The organism is Pseudomonas sp. CFBP 13710, assembly GCF_014842235.1.
In the GTDB taxonomy this organism is placed as follows: Bacteria; Pseudomonadota; Gammaproteobacteria; order Pseudomonadales; family Pseudomonadaceae; genus Aquipseudomonas; species Aquipseudomonas baltica.
The window spans coordinates 13,164-27,776 of the sequence record NZ_JACYVJ010000014.1 but is presented as its reverse complement, the minus strand read 5'-3'; the positions used below and the strand labels follow the sequence as shown (position 1 = coordinate 27,776).

Below are 14,613 nucleotides of genomic sequence, written 5' to 3'. Positions count from 1 at the left end.
AGTTGAGGTTATGCTCCTTCTTCAGCCTGGAAGACCTCAATAAGCTTCTGGTTGTAGTCATCAAGATAGCTCTGGAGCCCATCGCGGTCGATTAGTCGCACGCCCGCAGTGCTGGCCAACTCCTTCGCTGATTTCGTGTAATAGGAGTTAGTGACGACCATCGCTTCGTCACATCCGTAGAAGGCTTTAGCAGAGATTGCTTGCTGCACTGCTGCGTTGTTTACAGAGCCCGAATAGTTTTTTGCCTGGATCACCATGTTTTTACCGAACCGGGTAACGAAAAGATCGGCGCCCTGGTCAGCAGTTTTCTTCGTCTCTTTAACGTCATAGCCAATGGTCTGGAAGATCTCAACCAGGAAGGCTTCAAACTGAAACCCATCCATGGCATCTACCAGGTACATAGTGATGAACTGATTAGGGTTGAAATGCTCCAGCCGAGACCCTAGCCGCTCCACGAGAATGTCGAAATAGATCTCCTCGCAGAGGCTCAGGCCAGTCCTAAATACCTGTAGCGGGAGAAGTGGCACACCAGATGTCGAAGCCGCTTGGGGATTGCATTGGACATTTGGGAATGTAATGTCATTTTCCCACAGGTAGTAATAGAACAGAGCCAGATCAGACCTAAACGTCGTCCCAGCCTCTTCAATCCAAGAGCGTAAGGTGTCGGCCAGGTCTGCACGGATGTGGCGCGTGAGTTCTCTCGAAAAACCCAGGTAGACTGAGTTGAAGGCGGTTGTTTGCAACAGCTTGTCCATGAGAGATGGAAGGCCTTCGAGCTCATCAAAGCCTTTGCGAATTAAAACCTCCCTGAACAGTTCTCTTTCGCTATAGACACCATCCAAGCGTGGGCCAGGCACGCCGGCGTCATCACCGCTACCTGCACTCTCGCGGGTCGTGTGGATGAAGTTTGTGAAATATGGATGCTTCAGCTCCGCGTATTTTCTCAAGACATTGTTCAAGAGGTCGTTGAGCTGGGCTTGCTCTTTCTTCTTACCAAAGAAGTCCTGAATCAAACCTTTAGATCTGTACTGAAAATCAGGGTAGAACGAAGGATCCAGCGGTGTGAGGTGTCGCAGAGTGAGCTCTGATGATGGAGAAACCTGGGAGCCCATGCACCATGGACATGCCGTCTCGAAAGTAGTCCTGCTGCATCCATTGCATTGATAAATCATCGCGTCGATTCCTTTCCTGAGTCATCGCGGGGTCTCGCGTTTCTCTTGCAAGCGAACATAGCTCAGTGCTTTCAGCTCGTCCATCCTGCCGAGCGTGACACAGCCGTCTTGGATCAAGTCTTGAGGATACCGTAGAAGCGCCCAATCACGGACAGAGCGATCAGAGTATCGCCTGCTCCTAGCTGGTCGACATGATTCCTATGGAGGCCCCTTGCTTGTTCAGCGTGCAATCGATTTACTGAACTATACGACCTGGAATCGCATACTCCCTGCTGCCGGCCTGAGCACGGAGATAGTGAAGAGCCAGATCATGCTGAACGTACCTATCGCCTCTTTACGGCTGGCGAGTAGCGGCCTACGGTAGGTCTCTAAACGAAGGAAGCGAGCCTACTCATGACCCAGCCACTCTTCGATTTTGGCTTCAGACGCGTTTCTCGCCTGCACTACATAACTGGTAAGGCCGCTATCAATTTCCCTCACTCAGGGTGCACCACTGGTGGATGGCATTTCCTGTCTTACTTCGACCGAGATTCGGGCGTTGCAAAGGTGTCGCTTGCAGGGATTCACTATCCAGACACCGATGCGTTTTTTGGCGACACGGGCATCACTGACGTGACCGAACAACTGAAGGAGCGTGGCTGGCTCGTCGAGGACAGAAGACTCTTCATGGCTGACCACTACAGAGCCGCAGCAGCCATGGTAGTGAAATGGGCGATCAGTGATTCAAGGCACTGCAACGTGGAGGTCGTCGAATGGTTTCCATCCCTTGAGGCGAGAAGTCGGCTACTTGAATTACTGGATCTTGGCAAGCCCAAGCTTTCGGAACTGGACAGGCTGCAAAAAGTGGAAGCTTGGCTAAGCTCGCAATAGCTGATGACGTCAGGTTGGTCAGGAAGACAGCTGTGTAACACGTGCTGAATGAGAGCAATGGATATGCGCAAGAAGTCCCAACCATGGTTTGTCCCGCTTCTGATTCTTTTTGCGGTTCTGTGGGGAATGGGGAAGAAAGACGCCCCTCCTGCGCCGGTACAACCGAGCGTCCCAAGCACGCCAAATACGCTAACGTCAATTTCGCCAGCTCAGTCCTCTGCGCCGGCTCTTGCCTCTGCGACTGAGCACTTTGTAAGTGCTGATAATCTCAATGTCCGGGATCAACCAGGCGGTAAGGTCGTCTCGAAGCTGAAGCGTGGGGAAAAGGTTCAGGTCTTCGAGACCCGGAATGAATGGGCGCGCATCAGCACTGATAGTCAGTCTTCCCAATGGCTTTCGTTGAAAAGCCTTTGCAGCGGGTCGGGCTGCTACGTAGTTTCGAAACCCAAACCAGTGACTCAGCCAGTACAGCCTTCTCGCCAAAAGATTCCCGCGTACGGCTCGTCCTGTCCTTGTTCATCGGGCAACGTGTGCATCGGGCCTCGCGGTGGTCGGTACTGCATAACGTCGGGAGGAAACAAACGCTACGGCGTTTGAGCCATTATCTGATGACGGTCTTCACGAAGATCAGTGATTTCGCAGACCCGTTGGCAGAGCGCCCAATAGATCATGCTGTAACGTCACGATAAACTTCCCTGCCGATCACGGGGTATTGGCTTTGGATCGGTACAACCGCCCCCGTTGCCGACCGATGGGCAGGATCAACGGGCGGGAGGATGAGCGCAGGAGGCAGCTCTCTATTGGAGAGTCCTTTCTGCCTGAATCAACCTGGATCAGCGGCGCAGGAGCCGGTTAAGTACCAGCAGGGCTACTGCACCAATCGCGATTGCAGCCACTGGTTTTTCTTTCGCGAATTTGGACACGCTATCAAGCGCATCGCCATAGGTTTGAGTCAGCTGGCCAGCAGCTTGGCGTCCCGCACCTTCGGCTTCAATCTTCGAATCACCCAGTAGTTTTCCCACTGCGCTTTGAGCTTTGCCGGCAACCTTCTCTATAACGCCTTCAACCTGTTCGCTTTTCATGATTTCAATACCTTCGTGAGTGAGCAGCTCAGATTCAGCTGAGCTAGCGGCGATGTGCAGAGCTTTAGGGGGATGAGCTTCAAAATACGTTCAAAGTTGATAAAGCCCTGGGACGTACCCATCTAGTAGATAGGACATTTGCGAGTCTGCTATCTTGACTGTCGACCGCTACCTGCATGGAGGGGCATTGGATGAATTATTTGGCTCATCTGCACCTTGGGGGGCAGTCGTCTGACGAGCTCCTGGGTAGCCTTTACGGGGACTTTGTTAAAGGCCCACTCGCAGGGCGCTTTTCTCCTAAAATTGAGGCGGCGATTCAGCTGCATCGCACGATTGATGCATTCACTGACGCCCACCGGGTCGTCAAGCGAGCGCTGTCACGATTTCCCAGCGAGAAAAGGCGCTATGCCGGGATCGCTCTCGATATGTTTTTTGACCACTGCCTCGCGCGCGATTGGGAGCAATACTCTAACGTCCCGCTGGATGACTTCGCGCAGCAGATCTACGGGATCTTGGAGGCAGAGCCTAACCTTCCTTCGTCACTGGCGCAGGTCGAGCCCTTGATGATCTCGGAGGACTGGCTGTGCGCCTACAGAGACATTGAAATGATTGGATATGGCCTGGGCGTAATCTCGAAGCGCCTCTCCAGACCAGAGGGCCTTGATGGGTTGTTCGAACATCTAGAAGGTAACTATGAGCTGCTGAGCGCAGACTTCAGCGATTTTTACCCAGCACTCCAAGCTTTTACGCGTGTGCCTGGAGACGCAAAAGTCATGTGAGGACGCTGGGGGCAGCGAGCAGTCTCTTCAAAGCGGAGCTTGGGCGACCGACATCGCTTGATGATCTCGGCCAGCAATGAACGCTCACAGCCGCTAACCTGTTGTGGCTGGCATTTCAGAGCGCTTCACACATCAGGTAGCGCGGTGCTGCTCATTGCGAAAGCTGTCTTATGAGGAGTGACTAATTTATGATGTCCGGATGACAAATTCGGATGCCGCATCATGAGTACACGTTCAGACCTTTTGACCAGCGCTGAAATCCTGTTGCGCACAAAGGGCTATGCGGCCTTCAGCTATGCCGATCTGGCAGAAGACATCGGTATCAAGAAGGCAAGTATTCACCACCACTTTCCTACCAAGGAAGGCATGGCGGTTGCCATCGTCGAAAGCTACCTGTTTCGTTTCAAAAATCAGCTAGACGCTATCAATGACGAAAATACCTGCGTCGTCGACCGACTTAAAGCCTTTGCCTTGATGTTCTCGAATAGCAGTGAGAATGGAATGCTTCCCCTCTGTGGTGCTTTGGCCGCAGAGCTTTTGGCCCTGCCGGAAAGTCTACGGACATTGACCAAGGATTTTTTTGAAATCCATCTCACCTGGCTCCAAGGGAACCTTGCTCATGGCCAAGCGTTGGGTGAGTTCAAAGCCGATCTGGATGTTACGAAGGTGTCGAGGTTCATGCTGAACACTCTTGAGGGTGCAAGCTTTGTCTCGTGGGCCATGAACGATGATTATCAGAAGTCTTCTGGGTTTGATTTGATTCTGGCCGGGCTTTTAGCTCCTCAATCTAAGCATTGAGAGCCTTATTGGCAGGCTCTTCACCGGCGTGATTCCGCTGAACGTTTACCGCTCAGTATTAGACCGATGCCTCCCAGTACGGCAAGTGATGTGATCACTAAACGAGAGGTGAGGCTTTCGTTTAAAACTAGAGCTCCCGCCAGCGATGCTAATACAGGAACGCTCAGCTGGATGGAGGCGGCCTGGAATGAGGAAAGCGTACGCAAGGCTGCGTACCAAATCGCATAACCTAGTCCCGAAGCAATCGCGCCTGAACCAATCGCACAAAGAACACCTGTAAGATCGATGGACAGGTGACCTAGGAAAGGTGTTGAGGCCAAAAGCATGAAGGGGATGGATCTCAGGAAGTTCCATGCGCTTGAAGCGAGCGGGTCATTCGATTGCCTGCCAATTAAGGAGTAGATGGCCCATGCAACACCTGAAAGCGCCATTAGTGCAGCACTAGCCGGTGCAGGCGATGTCGCTCCTGGGAGCAGTAAGGCAACCAGCCCTCCTATGGCGAGTACGAGGCCCAGAATCGCTACGGCTTGCATCCTTTCGCCTTTGTAGTACCCGTATCCTAGCATGGTGAGTTGTACTGCACCGAACAGCAGGAGTGCGCCTGCTCCAGTTTCCAAATGTACGTACGCGTATGAAAAAGCGAAAGCGTAGACAAATAATGTGAAGGCACCAAGCCAAGTTCCAGAGCGGCGGGCGCGAACACCTTTAATTGCTACAATGACCCAGAGCATAACAGCCCCGCTTAATAACCGTATCAGTGTAAAAGATGTAGGATCTATTTCAGTGTGACGGAGTGCAAGTCGGCATAGTAGCGAGTTGGCTGCAAAGGCTAGCATGGCCAGAATCGTAAGGGGAATTACTTTTCTGGTGCCATTGAAAGAAAACTTCTTAATTGTTTGCTGCGGCACCAAACGCTCCTAACTGAACGAATACGGTATTACCTGTCTTGGAGCGCAGTCCGGTTGAAACTGTGCCTGATGCACTTTTCAAGAAATATCAGCTACTACTGATTACGCAACTTGTTAAATTGCGCAAAGCCATTCTCAAGATCCGCGATAAGGTCGTATGGATCCTCAAGACCAATGTGGAGTCGGATCAAATGACCATCAATTTCCCAGCGTGTAGCGCTTCTGACAGGCTTTGGATCTGCCATCATTGCCAAGCTTTCAAAGCCACCCCAGGAGTAACCAATTGAAAACAGCGATAGGCTGTCCAGGATAGCGTCAGCAGCTAACTGCGAAGAAGGCGTTGTCGTAAACGACAGCAAACCAGATGCCCCTTTAAAATCTCGCTTCCACAATTCGTGTTGGGGATGAGACTCCAATGCAGGATAATAGACCCCGGTTACTTCCTCTCGGCTCTCCAGCCACTTGGCTACTATTGTTGCATTTATATAGTGTCGCTCCAGTCGCACATCAAGCGTCCTCATTCCCCGAAGAGCTAGCGTCACATCGTCAGGGCTAGCAAATAAACCCATGCTGAAATGGTATTGCTTAAGACTCTCCCATGCACGTTTGGATGCGGACACGGTGCCAAGAACTGCGTCTGAGTGGCCAACGATGTATTTGGTTGCTGCCATGATTGATAGGTCTACGCCAAGCTCTAACGATTGGCAGTAAAGCGGCGTGCCCCATGTATTATCTGCAATGACGAGAATGTCATTGTCATGAGCAACTTTGGCTATCGCTGGGATATCCTGTATTTCTAACGTCAGTGAGCCTGGCGATTCAAGGTAGATGGCTCTGGTATTGAATCGAAGGAGATCATTGATGCCTGACCCTATCGTGGGGTCGTAAAACGACACTTCGATCCCCATACGCTCACCCACCTGCTTACAAAAGGCTCTGATAGGAGCATACACGTTGTCAGCGATCAAAATATGATCACCCATTCCCACTACTGAAAGTATGGCAGTTGTACAAGCCGAGAGCCCTGAAGGGCATAGAACAGTGCCTTCTGCCCCTTCCAAAAGCTGGATGGCTTGGGTGAGAGCCTCGGTAGAGGGATTGTTCCAGCGTCCGTAGGCGTATTTCTGACGCCCTTCACGCATCGATTCACATGTGGGAAACGCGACGGTGGAGCCTCGGTAGACAGGTGTATTCACAAAACCGTGATGCTGCTCCGGGTCAATTGACGCGTGGGCCAAAAGGGTTGATGCATTCTTGTAGGTATTCATACGAGCTTCCGGATGACCACGATTGTGGGTGAGTGTCGGCTGAGATTCCTATCGCTTCCTTCGCATACTAATCTACATTTTTTAAATGTCTACCATTAGGTAGTCTTTTAGCGCCTTTTGACTAAGTTCATCCTCGGCAGCGCTTCGGCGATGGGTTGGTGGGCACGCGGTGATGTGGAGCATGCTTCGGCGGATTGGGCAGGTTGGTTCGTGATGAACGTAGCCCACACGGCGGAACTGGATATGAACTCGGGTATTCCTGACTCGATGTCAGGGAATGAGGGAGCGGAGGATCGATCTGAAATTACGATGGGGTGGCTAGAGGAAGTCGAGGATTCGCCTAGGGGGCCGTGAGCTTTTACACGTGATTCGATGCCAATCCAATAAGGCGTTGCTGGTTACGCAATCCTGAACGGAGATCTGCTGGCGCTTTTAGTCTGATGGTCGGTCTATGGTGACAGTGAGTTCCGCTCGCAGCATGAAACCGGTTAGAGGGCCAGAAGCCACAGTTACATTTCGATCTTCAGAGCTACGCAGGGCAAGCTCAATGCCCGGTAGCCTCCAAGGATTTCGCAAGCCTTTGTCCGTGGGAAGTGACGTGGTCTGCCGCTAAGCGCTCAGCCAAAATGCTGTCACCAGACACAATTGCGTCTACTAAAGCCCTGTGTTCTGGGTAGATCGACTCTGCACTCTCGACCATCCTGTTGGTGTGGAGGATATAGAGTAACACTGTATCAATGATCAGCGCGTACTGTTCGAGAAGCCGACGATGGCCGGCAATCGATACGATCAGCTTGTGCACCGCCAGATCTGCCTCAGCAATCCCGCGCCAGTCTTTGACTTCAATTGCGACCTCAAGAGTCTTGAGTGCTGCCAGCAAGGTGGTCTTACCGACCGCATCGATAGTTTCCGCAGCAAGCCTGGCAGCCAGACCTTCGAGGCAGCTCCGCAGGGTGTACAGTTCGCGCGCATCGTGAGATGAGAGCGAAAACACCTCCCACCCCGTATACGCGTGCTGAACCACCAATCCTTCTCCGCTTAACCGGTGCAAAGCCGCTCGTATCGTCGAGCGGGATAGGCCGACCTGTGTCGCCAAGCCGATCTCGGTAAGACGAGACCCAAGGGGAAGCTGTCCAGAAATTATGGCATCCCGGATGCAGTCTGCTGCTTTACGGTCGAGGCTGCGGCGGTCGATATTTTCGCCGGAAATGGACAGGGCATTTTTCTGGTTCATGCCACGATAGTGGCAACCGAGGTGGTGGCTGTCAACAGTTAACAATTCGCTTTTCTAGCATCCGTCCCCGCTGGGAATGGGGATCATCGAGAGGGTGTTGACGAGCCAAAGCTTTGGGCCTAGGATCGATTTCGTCGATTGTTAACAATTAACTGTTGGACGATATGGCCTTGGAGAACAATAAAAATGCGTATTGAACAGATCGAAACTATTGCTTGTGACGCAGGTTGGCGGAATTACCATTACCTCAAGATCGTTGCTGACGATGGGACTGTAGGGTGGGCCGAGTACGATGAAGCATTCGGGCCCGCTGGCCTCACTGGCGTGATCGAAAAAATTGCGCCCAGACTTATAGGGCAGTCAGTTTTGGGTCACGAAGCGGTGATTGGCCCACTTGCTGCGACCTTGAGACCAGCTCCCCACGGACTGGCGGCAGAAGCTCTCGGGGCTTTCGAGAATGCGCTTCTTGATCTCAAAGGGAAGGCGCTGGGAGTACCGTGCTACGAGCTTCTGGGCGGAAAGCACAGAGATAGCATCCCTGTGTACTGGTCGCATTGCGCTACCTGGCGCATCAACCATCCAAAATTTTACAGTCCGGTCATCACCGATCTGAGTGGGGTTACGCAGGCTGGCGTGGACGCACGCGAGCTGGGAGTCCCGGCGGTTAAGACAAATTTGTTCGTCCATGACGAGCGCGGTATTCGGCAGTGGATGCCAGGATTCGCGGCCCCGTACGAGCCTTCCCTGAACCTGGATAAGAAGCTGGTCACGAGTGTGCGCTCCCACCTTGATGCCTTGATAGCAGGTGCGGGCCCAGACACGGAGCTCTTGATCGACTTAAACTTCAACTTCAAAACTGAAGGGTTCGTGAAGATCATCAAAGCGCTGCGTGACTATGATTTTTTTTGGATAGAACTGGACAGTTATAATCCCCAAGCCCTCGCATACATACGCTCGCAAAGCCACGCACCAGTCGCAGCCTGCGAAACGCTGTTCGGCATACGTCAGTTCCTACCGTATCTACAAGCTCAAGCCGTTGACGTTGCGATCATTGATGCAGTTTGGAATGGAGTGTGGCAATCCATGAAGATTGCGCATGTGGCCGATGCACTAGACGTAAATGTCGCGCCTCATAATTTTTATAGCCATCAAGCAACAATGATGAACGTGCACTTCGCGGCTGCGGTTCCGAACCTCAGGATCATGGAGCATGATATTGATCGCTTGGCGTGGGACAAGGATCTTTTTAGTTATATACCGGAGATCAAAAATGGCGCAATGGTTGTGCCTGACACTCCAGGTTGGGGATGTGATCCAATCGAAGACATGATGCGAGCCCGCCCTGCTCGAGCTTTTAAAGGATACCTAGGCTTGTAACAGCTAATTAAAGCGAGGGGGATCACTCCTCGCAATCAAACTAACGGGAGAATAAAAATGACAACCTCTCAATTTACAGCGACAAGAATCTTCAAGCCTACGAACTCAAAACCGCACTCTTCTTTGATGCCTTTCGGTTCAGGTGGGCATCATCATGAATAAATCAAATGCTGTGAGCGGCCAAGAGAAATGTAACGCGGATGGCTGCGTGCAGGCGCCCGATATCTACAGAAAAATCACGCTCCGCCTAATTCCGTTTCTTTTTATATGTTACGTCTTCGCCTATCTTGATCGTGTGAACATCGGATTTGCGGCCATTCATATAAAACAGGATTTGAATTTTTCAGACGCTGTATACGGGTTGGGTGCTGGAATTTTCTTCCTAGGCTATTTTCTGTTCGAAATACCTAGCAATCTGATTCTGGAGAAAATTGGCGCCCGGCTTACGCTAATGCGCATCATGATTGTTTGGGGACTAATCTCGGGCAGCTTTGCGTTTATCCAGACACCAATGCAATTCTATATTGCACGATTTCTTCTAGGTGCGTTTGAGGCTGGGTTCTTCCCAGGAATCGTCCTTTACCTGACATTCTGGTATCCGTCTGCAATGAGGGGAAAAATCATTGCGATGTTCATGTCCGCAATCGCAGTTGCAGGAATCATCGGCGGGCCCGTTTCGGGTTGGCTGCTAGCCCACATGGATGGTGTGCTCGGCTACCGGGGCTGGCAGTGGATGTTCGTGATTGAGGCAATCCCCACTCTTATATTGGGTATCTCTGTATTCTTTGTGCTCTCGAATAGTCCTAACGAAGCCAGCTGGCTCAGTAACAGCGAGAAGAGCATTGTTGTTGACGCCTTGGCGGAAGAGAACTCAAGTGATAAAGGGAAGACTCATCATTTTGGTGCAGCACTGAAGGATTATCGACTTTATATTCTCGGCGCTGTTTACTTCTCTATCTCGGCTAGCTTGTACATTATAAGCTTTTGGTTGCCGTCTCTGATTCGAGAGCACGGAATTTCCGACGCAGTAAATATAGGCCTGCTGACTGCAATACCCTATATCGTAGGCGTAATTGGAATGATCTTGATTTGCAAACACTCTGACAAGAAACAGGAGCGCCGTTGGCATTTGGCTGTGTGTATGTTCGGTGGTTGCATCGGGCTTTTAATGGTTGTGTGGTTCGGCCAAAGCTTGGTGGTTTCTTTGGGCGCGATCACGCTAGCAGCTACGTGCATACTCACTGCGATGCCCGTTTTCTGGACAATTCCAACCTCCTACATGTCCGGTTCTGCGGCAGCAGGTGGAATCGCCGCAATTAATTCCATTGGCTTGCTGGGCGGTTTCACCAGTCCAGCTGTGATCGGTTGGATCAAGATCACTACCGGATCCATAAACTACGGCCTATGCATTTTCTCAGCTGTACTTGCATGCGGAGCTGTTCTCTTGTTGAAGGGCATTCCTGCAGCACTGATACCGCGTAAAGACTTTCAAGCTACTGTAGGTAGAAATTTGCACGCGGGGCAGACCCACTGAAATCGTGCAGTGCCAAGACAGCGTATGGCTTGGCACTGCACGGCTCGGGCAAGAACAGAGCACATCCCTGTCAGCATTTTCTAATCGTTATTTCCCTTTCACACAGCCGCTCAGCGGATGTGGAAGCCGCTGATTTCCTCCCGCGCTATCTCTCTGATTCTTGACCAGTCATCGCCCTATCCCATTGATTAGCCTGGATTTACTCGCGGGGAGAGGCCTCGATGCGCACTCCAATATGCTGGTCTCTACAGCTACCTGCTTAAGAATTTTGGCTAAACTCCTTGCAAGCAAACCATCTAGTTGGTAGGGTTGTTTGGTCAGCGATTCATTCAAGCGACCTTACGTAACCTAAAGGATTTACCAAATGACTAACAACCTGAACGGTATTGACGTAGCTGCCCTGCAACAGTTTGCTCAAGGTGTTGCTGAGAATGCGAACAAGCGCCACGCCAGCTTCAACGTTAAGACCGCGTGGAAAGGCCAGACCCGCTCCGTGGCCAAAGTAAGCCGCTACAGCCTCGCCGGTGAAACCTACTCGCGTGATTTCGAAATCGTTGCCGACGAGCCAAATGAATTGCTGGGTGAAAACACTGCGCCGAACCCTCAGGAGCTGCTGATGGCTGCTCTCAACGCCTGCATGTCGGTCGGCTATGCCGCCAATGCCGCGATGATGGGCATCAAAATTCACAGCCTGGAGATCGAGACTGACGGCACCCTCGACCTGCGCGGCTTCCTGGGCATCGACGAAAGCGTTAACCCAGGCTACGACGAAGTCAGTGTTGTCATTCGCCTGCACACCGACGCCTCGCGTGAGCGTGTGGAAGAGCTGCACAACTTGGTGCTCAAGACATCGGTCAACTACGCAAACTTCTCCAGAGCCATTCGCATGGTGCCAACCCTCGAAGTGCGTGAGGGCTGATCCCAAGCCTTGTCACATCCGAGCCAGGCGTGCACCGGCAGTTTGCTTGCCGGTGCCACCCTCAATGAAATCTGGATAAACGGAGTCTGCAATGAACGATTTTTTTAAAGGCAAAAAACTGTTGGTCGTCGGCGGCACGAGTGGCATGGGCTTGGAAACAGCTCGCCAGTTCTTGAAGTCGGGCGGGAGCGTGGTTATCACCGGCAGCAAACAGGATAAAGCCGAGACTGTGCGTGCCGAGCTGAGTCCGCTGGGGAACGTATCCGTGATCGTTGCCAACCTCATGACGGAGGAAGGGATGAATCATGTACGCAACGAGATCAATGCCAACCATAGCGACATTGGTTTCATGGTGAACTCTGCAGGCATATTCATTCCCAAGCCTTTCATCGAGCACGATGAGGCTGACTACGACATGTACCTGGATCTGAACCGCGCCACATTCTTCATCACTCAGGCTGTGGTCAAGAACATGCTTGCCGCCAAACGCGAAGGTTCCATTGTCAACGTTGGTTCGATTGGTGCCCAAGCCGCCCTGGCAGGCTCTCCTGCGACTGCTTATTCGATGGCCAAGGCGGGTCTGCATGCAGTTACCCGAAACCTCGCAGTTGAATTGGCTCACTCAGGTATCCGGGTCAATGCCGTTTCACCTGGCATTGTTCACACCTCGATCTATGAAGGCTTCATGGACAAGGATGCAATCCCGGATGCGATGAAGTCGCTGAATGATTTCCACCCGTTGGGTCGAGTGGGTGTTCCCGAAGACGTCGCCAACACCATCCTCTTTTTGCTCTCCGATAAAACGTCCTGGGTGACCGGCGCTATCTGGGATGTGGACGCAGGGGTGATGGCGGTACGCGCCTAATACCGTAGCAAGCACTGCGTGTAGCGCCTTCCAGCTAGGCGCTTTTCCAATGCACTGCTTCGGTGGAAAGGGTGCTGGCTGTAGGAGTTCTGAATGTCTATCACGACAAAAGCTGCGCTTATGAGTTATGCGGAAACCCAGATGCGTTCCAAGGGTTATTCAGCATTTAGTTACGCTGATCTCGCCGCGAAGATCGGTATCAAAAAAGCCAGCATTCACCATCACTTTCCTACCAAGGAGTGCCTGGGCGCGGAGCTGATCAACGACTACATCGCTCGATTCAATGAGACGTTGCTCTCAATCGAGAGCATGCATTCCGAGCCACTGCAGCGCTTACAGGCTTTTTCCCGACTTTTCGTGATCAGCGCGAATGAGGGGCTGCTGCCGTTATGCGGCGCCTTGGCAGCGGAAATGGCTGCGTTGCCTTTATCGCTCCAAGGGCTTACCAGGGATTTCTTCAATTCGCAGCTCGCCTGGCTTCAAAGCACCCTCGAGGACGCCGTCCGGCAGCACAACTGGTCACTGGGAACAACCGCTGAAAACTTCGCCTTCATGCTGCTGAGCATGTTGGAGGGAGCCAGCCTCATTGATTGGACACTCGGTCGATCAACCGACCCTTTGGCTGGTTTTAACCATTTGCTTGAAATGGTGGCAATTCAGTCTTCATTTCTTCGTGCAGGATAAATCATGAAAACTCCTTCGAAAAAATACGTTGTCGATATCTGGTCTGATTATGTGTGTCCTTGGTGCTGGATTGCCAAGCGCCGCTTTGAGAAAGCACTTGAATGCTTCCCAGAGAAGGACGAGGTACAGGTCAACGTTCGGGCCTATCGGCTGGCTGCCAACCATGCTCCGGAGCCGATGATTCCGGCCTTGAAGCGTAAGCTCGGTAACGCAAACTCCGCTTTATCGATGATGAGTACTGTCAGTAAATATGGCGAGGCCGACGGGCTGGATTACCGCTTTGACACCATGATGTTTGGCGATACTGCGGATGCTCATGTGCTGGTAAAAGCTGTTGAAGACTCGGAGGTAAAAAAGCGTCTTGTGGAAGCGCTGTACGAGCAGAGTACCAGCCACGGTAAGTCCCTTTTTGATCGCGCCAGCTTGGCGGCGATTGCTAAAGGCGCAGGTGTGTCGGATGAGTCCATCCAACTGGCTTGGTCATCTGCAGAGCTGCGCGCTGAGATGAAAGCGGATGAACAGTTTGCCGCCCAATTGGGTTCCGGCGTACCGCTGTTCGTCTTCAATAATGCGGTCTCGGTATCAGGCGCACAGACAGACGCCTCCTTCCTTCAGGCGTTGAATCAGATGGCAGCTGAGGCGAAATCCCTGGATAGCGCATCAATGGGCCAGGTCTGCGGGATCGATGGCTGCGAAATTTGACTGGCATTGGATGGCGGCACTCTCAAGGTGCCGCTTTTCCCTGACACAGAACGAGAGACCCAGATGAGCCGTATCGTTGAGTTGAGTGCTCCCCAATTTGCTCGCTTCGTAGCCAAAGGCAGCAGTGTCGTTATGTTCTCCGCCTCTTGGTGCAAACCCTGTAAAGAAATGAGGCCGGTCTTTCTTGAGCTCGAAGCAAAACTCCATTCGATAGCATCTTTTGGGAAGATTGATATCGCTGTGTCTCCGACGATTGCGCAGATGTACGGCATCCGCTCTGTGCCGTCCTTGGCCGTGTTTAACGAAGGCCGGTTGTTGAAAGTCTTCGCAGGGTCTAAATCGGTCTCAGCCTTGAAGAAAGCGATCATCGCTGAGCTGGAAGACGCCAGCTAATCGGGCGTCCTCCATGCTCATCAGTCTG

The 14,613-nt window shown here is 52.1% G+C and carries 16 protein-coding genes; 11 read left to right on the top strand and 5 right to left on the bottom strand.

Annotated features, from left to right (window positions below; genetic code table 11):
• Positions 1-8: 8 nt before the first annotated feature.
• Entirely contained in the window at positions 9-1,172 is a 1,164-nt protein-coding gene (locus IFT44_RS19915; protein ID WP_192052846.1) for a restriction endonuclease, read from the bottom strand.
• 393 nt (positions 1,173-1,565) lie between these two features.
• Here IFT44_RS19915 and IFT44_RS19910 point away from each other — a divergent pair, with 393 nt between their 5' ends.
• Complete coding sequence (locus IFT44_RS19910; protein ID WP_192176458.1) at positions 1,566-2,042, top strand: hypothetical protein; 477 nt, start codon at positions 1,566-1,568, stop codon at positions 2,040-2,042.
• A gap of 48 nt (positions 2,043-2,090) precedes the next feature.
• A complete protein-coding gene (locus tag IFT44_RS19905; protein WP_342030343.1) occupies positions 2,091-2,639 on the top strand; it encodes an SH3 domain-containing protein in 549 nt (182 codons plus the stop codon).
• Positions 2,640-2,875: 236 nt separating this feature from the next.
• Here IFT44_RS19905 and IFT44_RS19900 read toward each other — a convergent pair whose 3' ends face one another.
• Positions 2,876-3,124 (bottom strand): CsbD family protein, encoded by a 249-nt coding sequence (locus IFT44_RS19900; protein ID WP_192051357.1) that lies wholly within the window; start codon positions 3,122-3,124, stop codon positions 2,876-2,878.
• Between the two features lie 191 nt (positions 3,125-3,315).
• Here IFT44_RS19900 and IFT44_RS19895 point away from each other — a divergent pair, with 191 nt between their 5' ends.
• Positions 3,316-3,903: an acyl carrier protein phosphodiesterase gene (locus IFT44_RS19895; RefSeq protein WP_192051355.1), complete on the top strand. Its 588-nt coding sequence runs from the start codon at positions 3,316-3,318 to the stop codon at positions 3,901-3,903.
• A 222-nt stretch (positions 3,904-4,125) separates the two neighbouring features.
• Entirely contained in the window at positions 4,126-4,701 is a 576-nt protein-coding gene (locus IFT44_RS19890; RefSeq protein WP_192051353.1) for a TetR/AcrR family transcriptional regulator, read from the top strand.
• 20 nt (positions 4,702-4,721) lie between these two features.
• Here the strand turns inward: IFT44_RS19890 and IFT44_RS19885 are convergent, their stop codons facing one another.
• The 3 genes from IFT44_RS19885 to IFT44_RS19875 all read right to left on the bottom strand — a co-directional run bounded on the left by IFT44_RS19885 (position 4,722) and on the right by IFT44_RS19875 (position 8,111).
• Positions 4,722-5,609, bottom strand: coding sequence for an EamA family transporter (locus IFT44_RS19885; RefSeq protein ID WP_192052842.1), 888 nt, complete (start codon positions 5,607-5,609; stop codon positions 4,722-4,724).
• A gap of 95 nt (positions 5,610-5,704) precedes the next feature.
• Positions 5,705-6,877, bottom strand: coding sequence for a cystathionine beta-lyase (gene metC / locus IFT44_RS19880; RefSeq protein WP_122797581.1), 1,173 nt, complete (start codon positions 6,875-6,877; stop codon positions 5,705-5,707).
• 544 nt (positions 6,878-7,421) lie between these two features.
• Complete coding sequence (locus IFT44_RS19875) at positions 7,422-8,111, bottom strand: GntR family transcriptional regulator (protein ID WP_192051347.1); 690 nt, start codon at positions 8,109-8,111, stop codon at positions 7,422-7,424.
• 186 nt (positions 8,112-8,297) lie between these two features.
• Between IFT44_RS19875 and IFT44_RS19870 the strand changes: the two genes are divergently transcribed.
• From IFT44_RS19870 to IFT44_RS19840, 7 genes are all read left to right on the top strand, one after another.
• On the top strand, positions 8,298-9,488 hold the full coding sequence (locus IFT44_RS19870; protein ID WP_192051345.1) for a mandelate racemase/muconate lactonizing enzyme family protein: 1,191 nt from the start codon (positions 8,298-8,300) through the stop codon (positions 9,486-9,488).
• 154 nt (positions 9,489-9,642) lie between these two features.
• The gene (locus tag IFT44_RS19865; protein ID WP_122797578.1) at positions 9,643-11,022 is read left to right on the top strand and encodes an MFS transporter; all 1,380 of its coding nucleotides are present in this window, start codon (positions 9,643-9,645) and stop codon (positions 11,020-11,022) included.
• 364 nt (positions 11,023-11,386) lie between these two features.
• Entirely contained in the window at positions 11,387-11,941 is a 555-nt protein-coding gene (locus IFT44_RS19860) for an OsmC family protein (RefSeq protein ID WP_192052840.1), read from the top strand.
• Between the two features lie 91 nt (positions 11,942-12,032).
• Positions 12,033-12,806: an SDR family NAD(P)-dependent oxidoreductase gene (locus IFT44_RS19855; protein ID WP_192051342.1), complete on the top strand. Its 774-nt coding sequence runs from the start codon at positions 12,033-12,035 to the stop codon at positions 12,804-12,806.
• 93 nt (positions 12,807-12,899) lie between these two features.
• Positions 12,900-13,490, top strand: coding sequence for a TetR/AcrR family transcriptional regulator (locus IFT44_RS19850; RefSeq protein WP_122797576.1), 591 nt, complete (start codon positions 12,900-12,902; stop codon positions 13,488-13,490).
• 3 nt (positions 13,491-13,493) lie between these two features.
• Entirely contained in the window at positions 13,494-14,192 is a 699-nt protein-coding gene (locus IFT44_RS19845; protein WP_122797575.1) for a DsbA family oxidoreductase, read from the top strand.
• 63 nt (positions 14,193-14,255) lie between these two features.
• Entirely contained in the window at positions 14,256-14,585 is a 330-nt protein-coding gene (locus tag IFT44_RS19840) for a thioredoxin family protein (protein WP_192051340.1), read from the top strand.
• Positions 14,586-14,613: the final 28 nt, after the last annotated feature.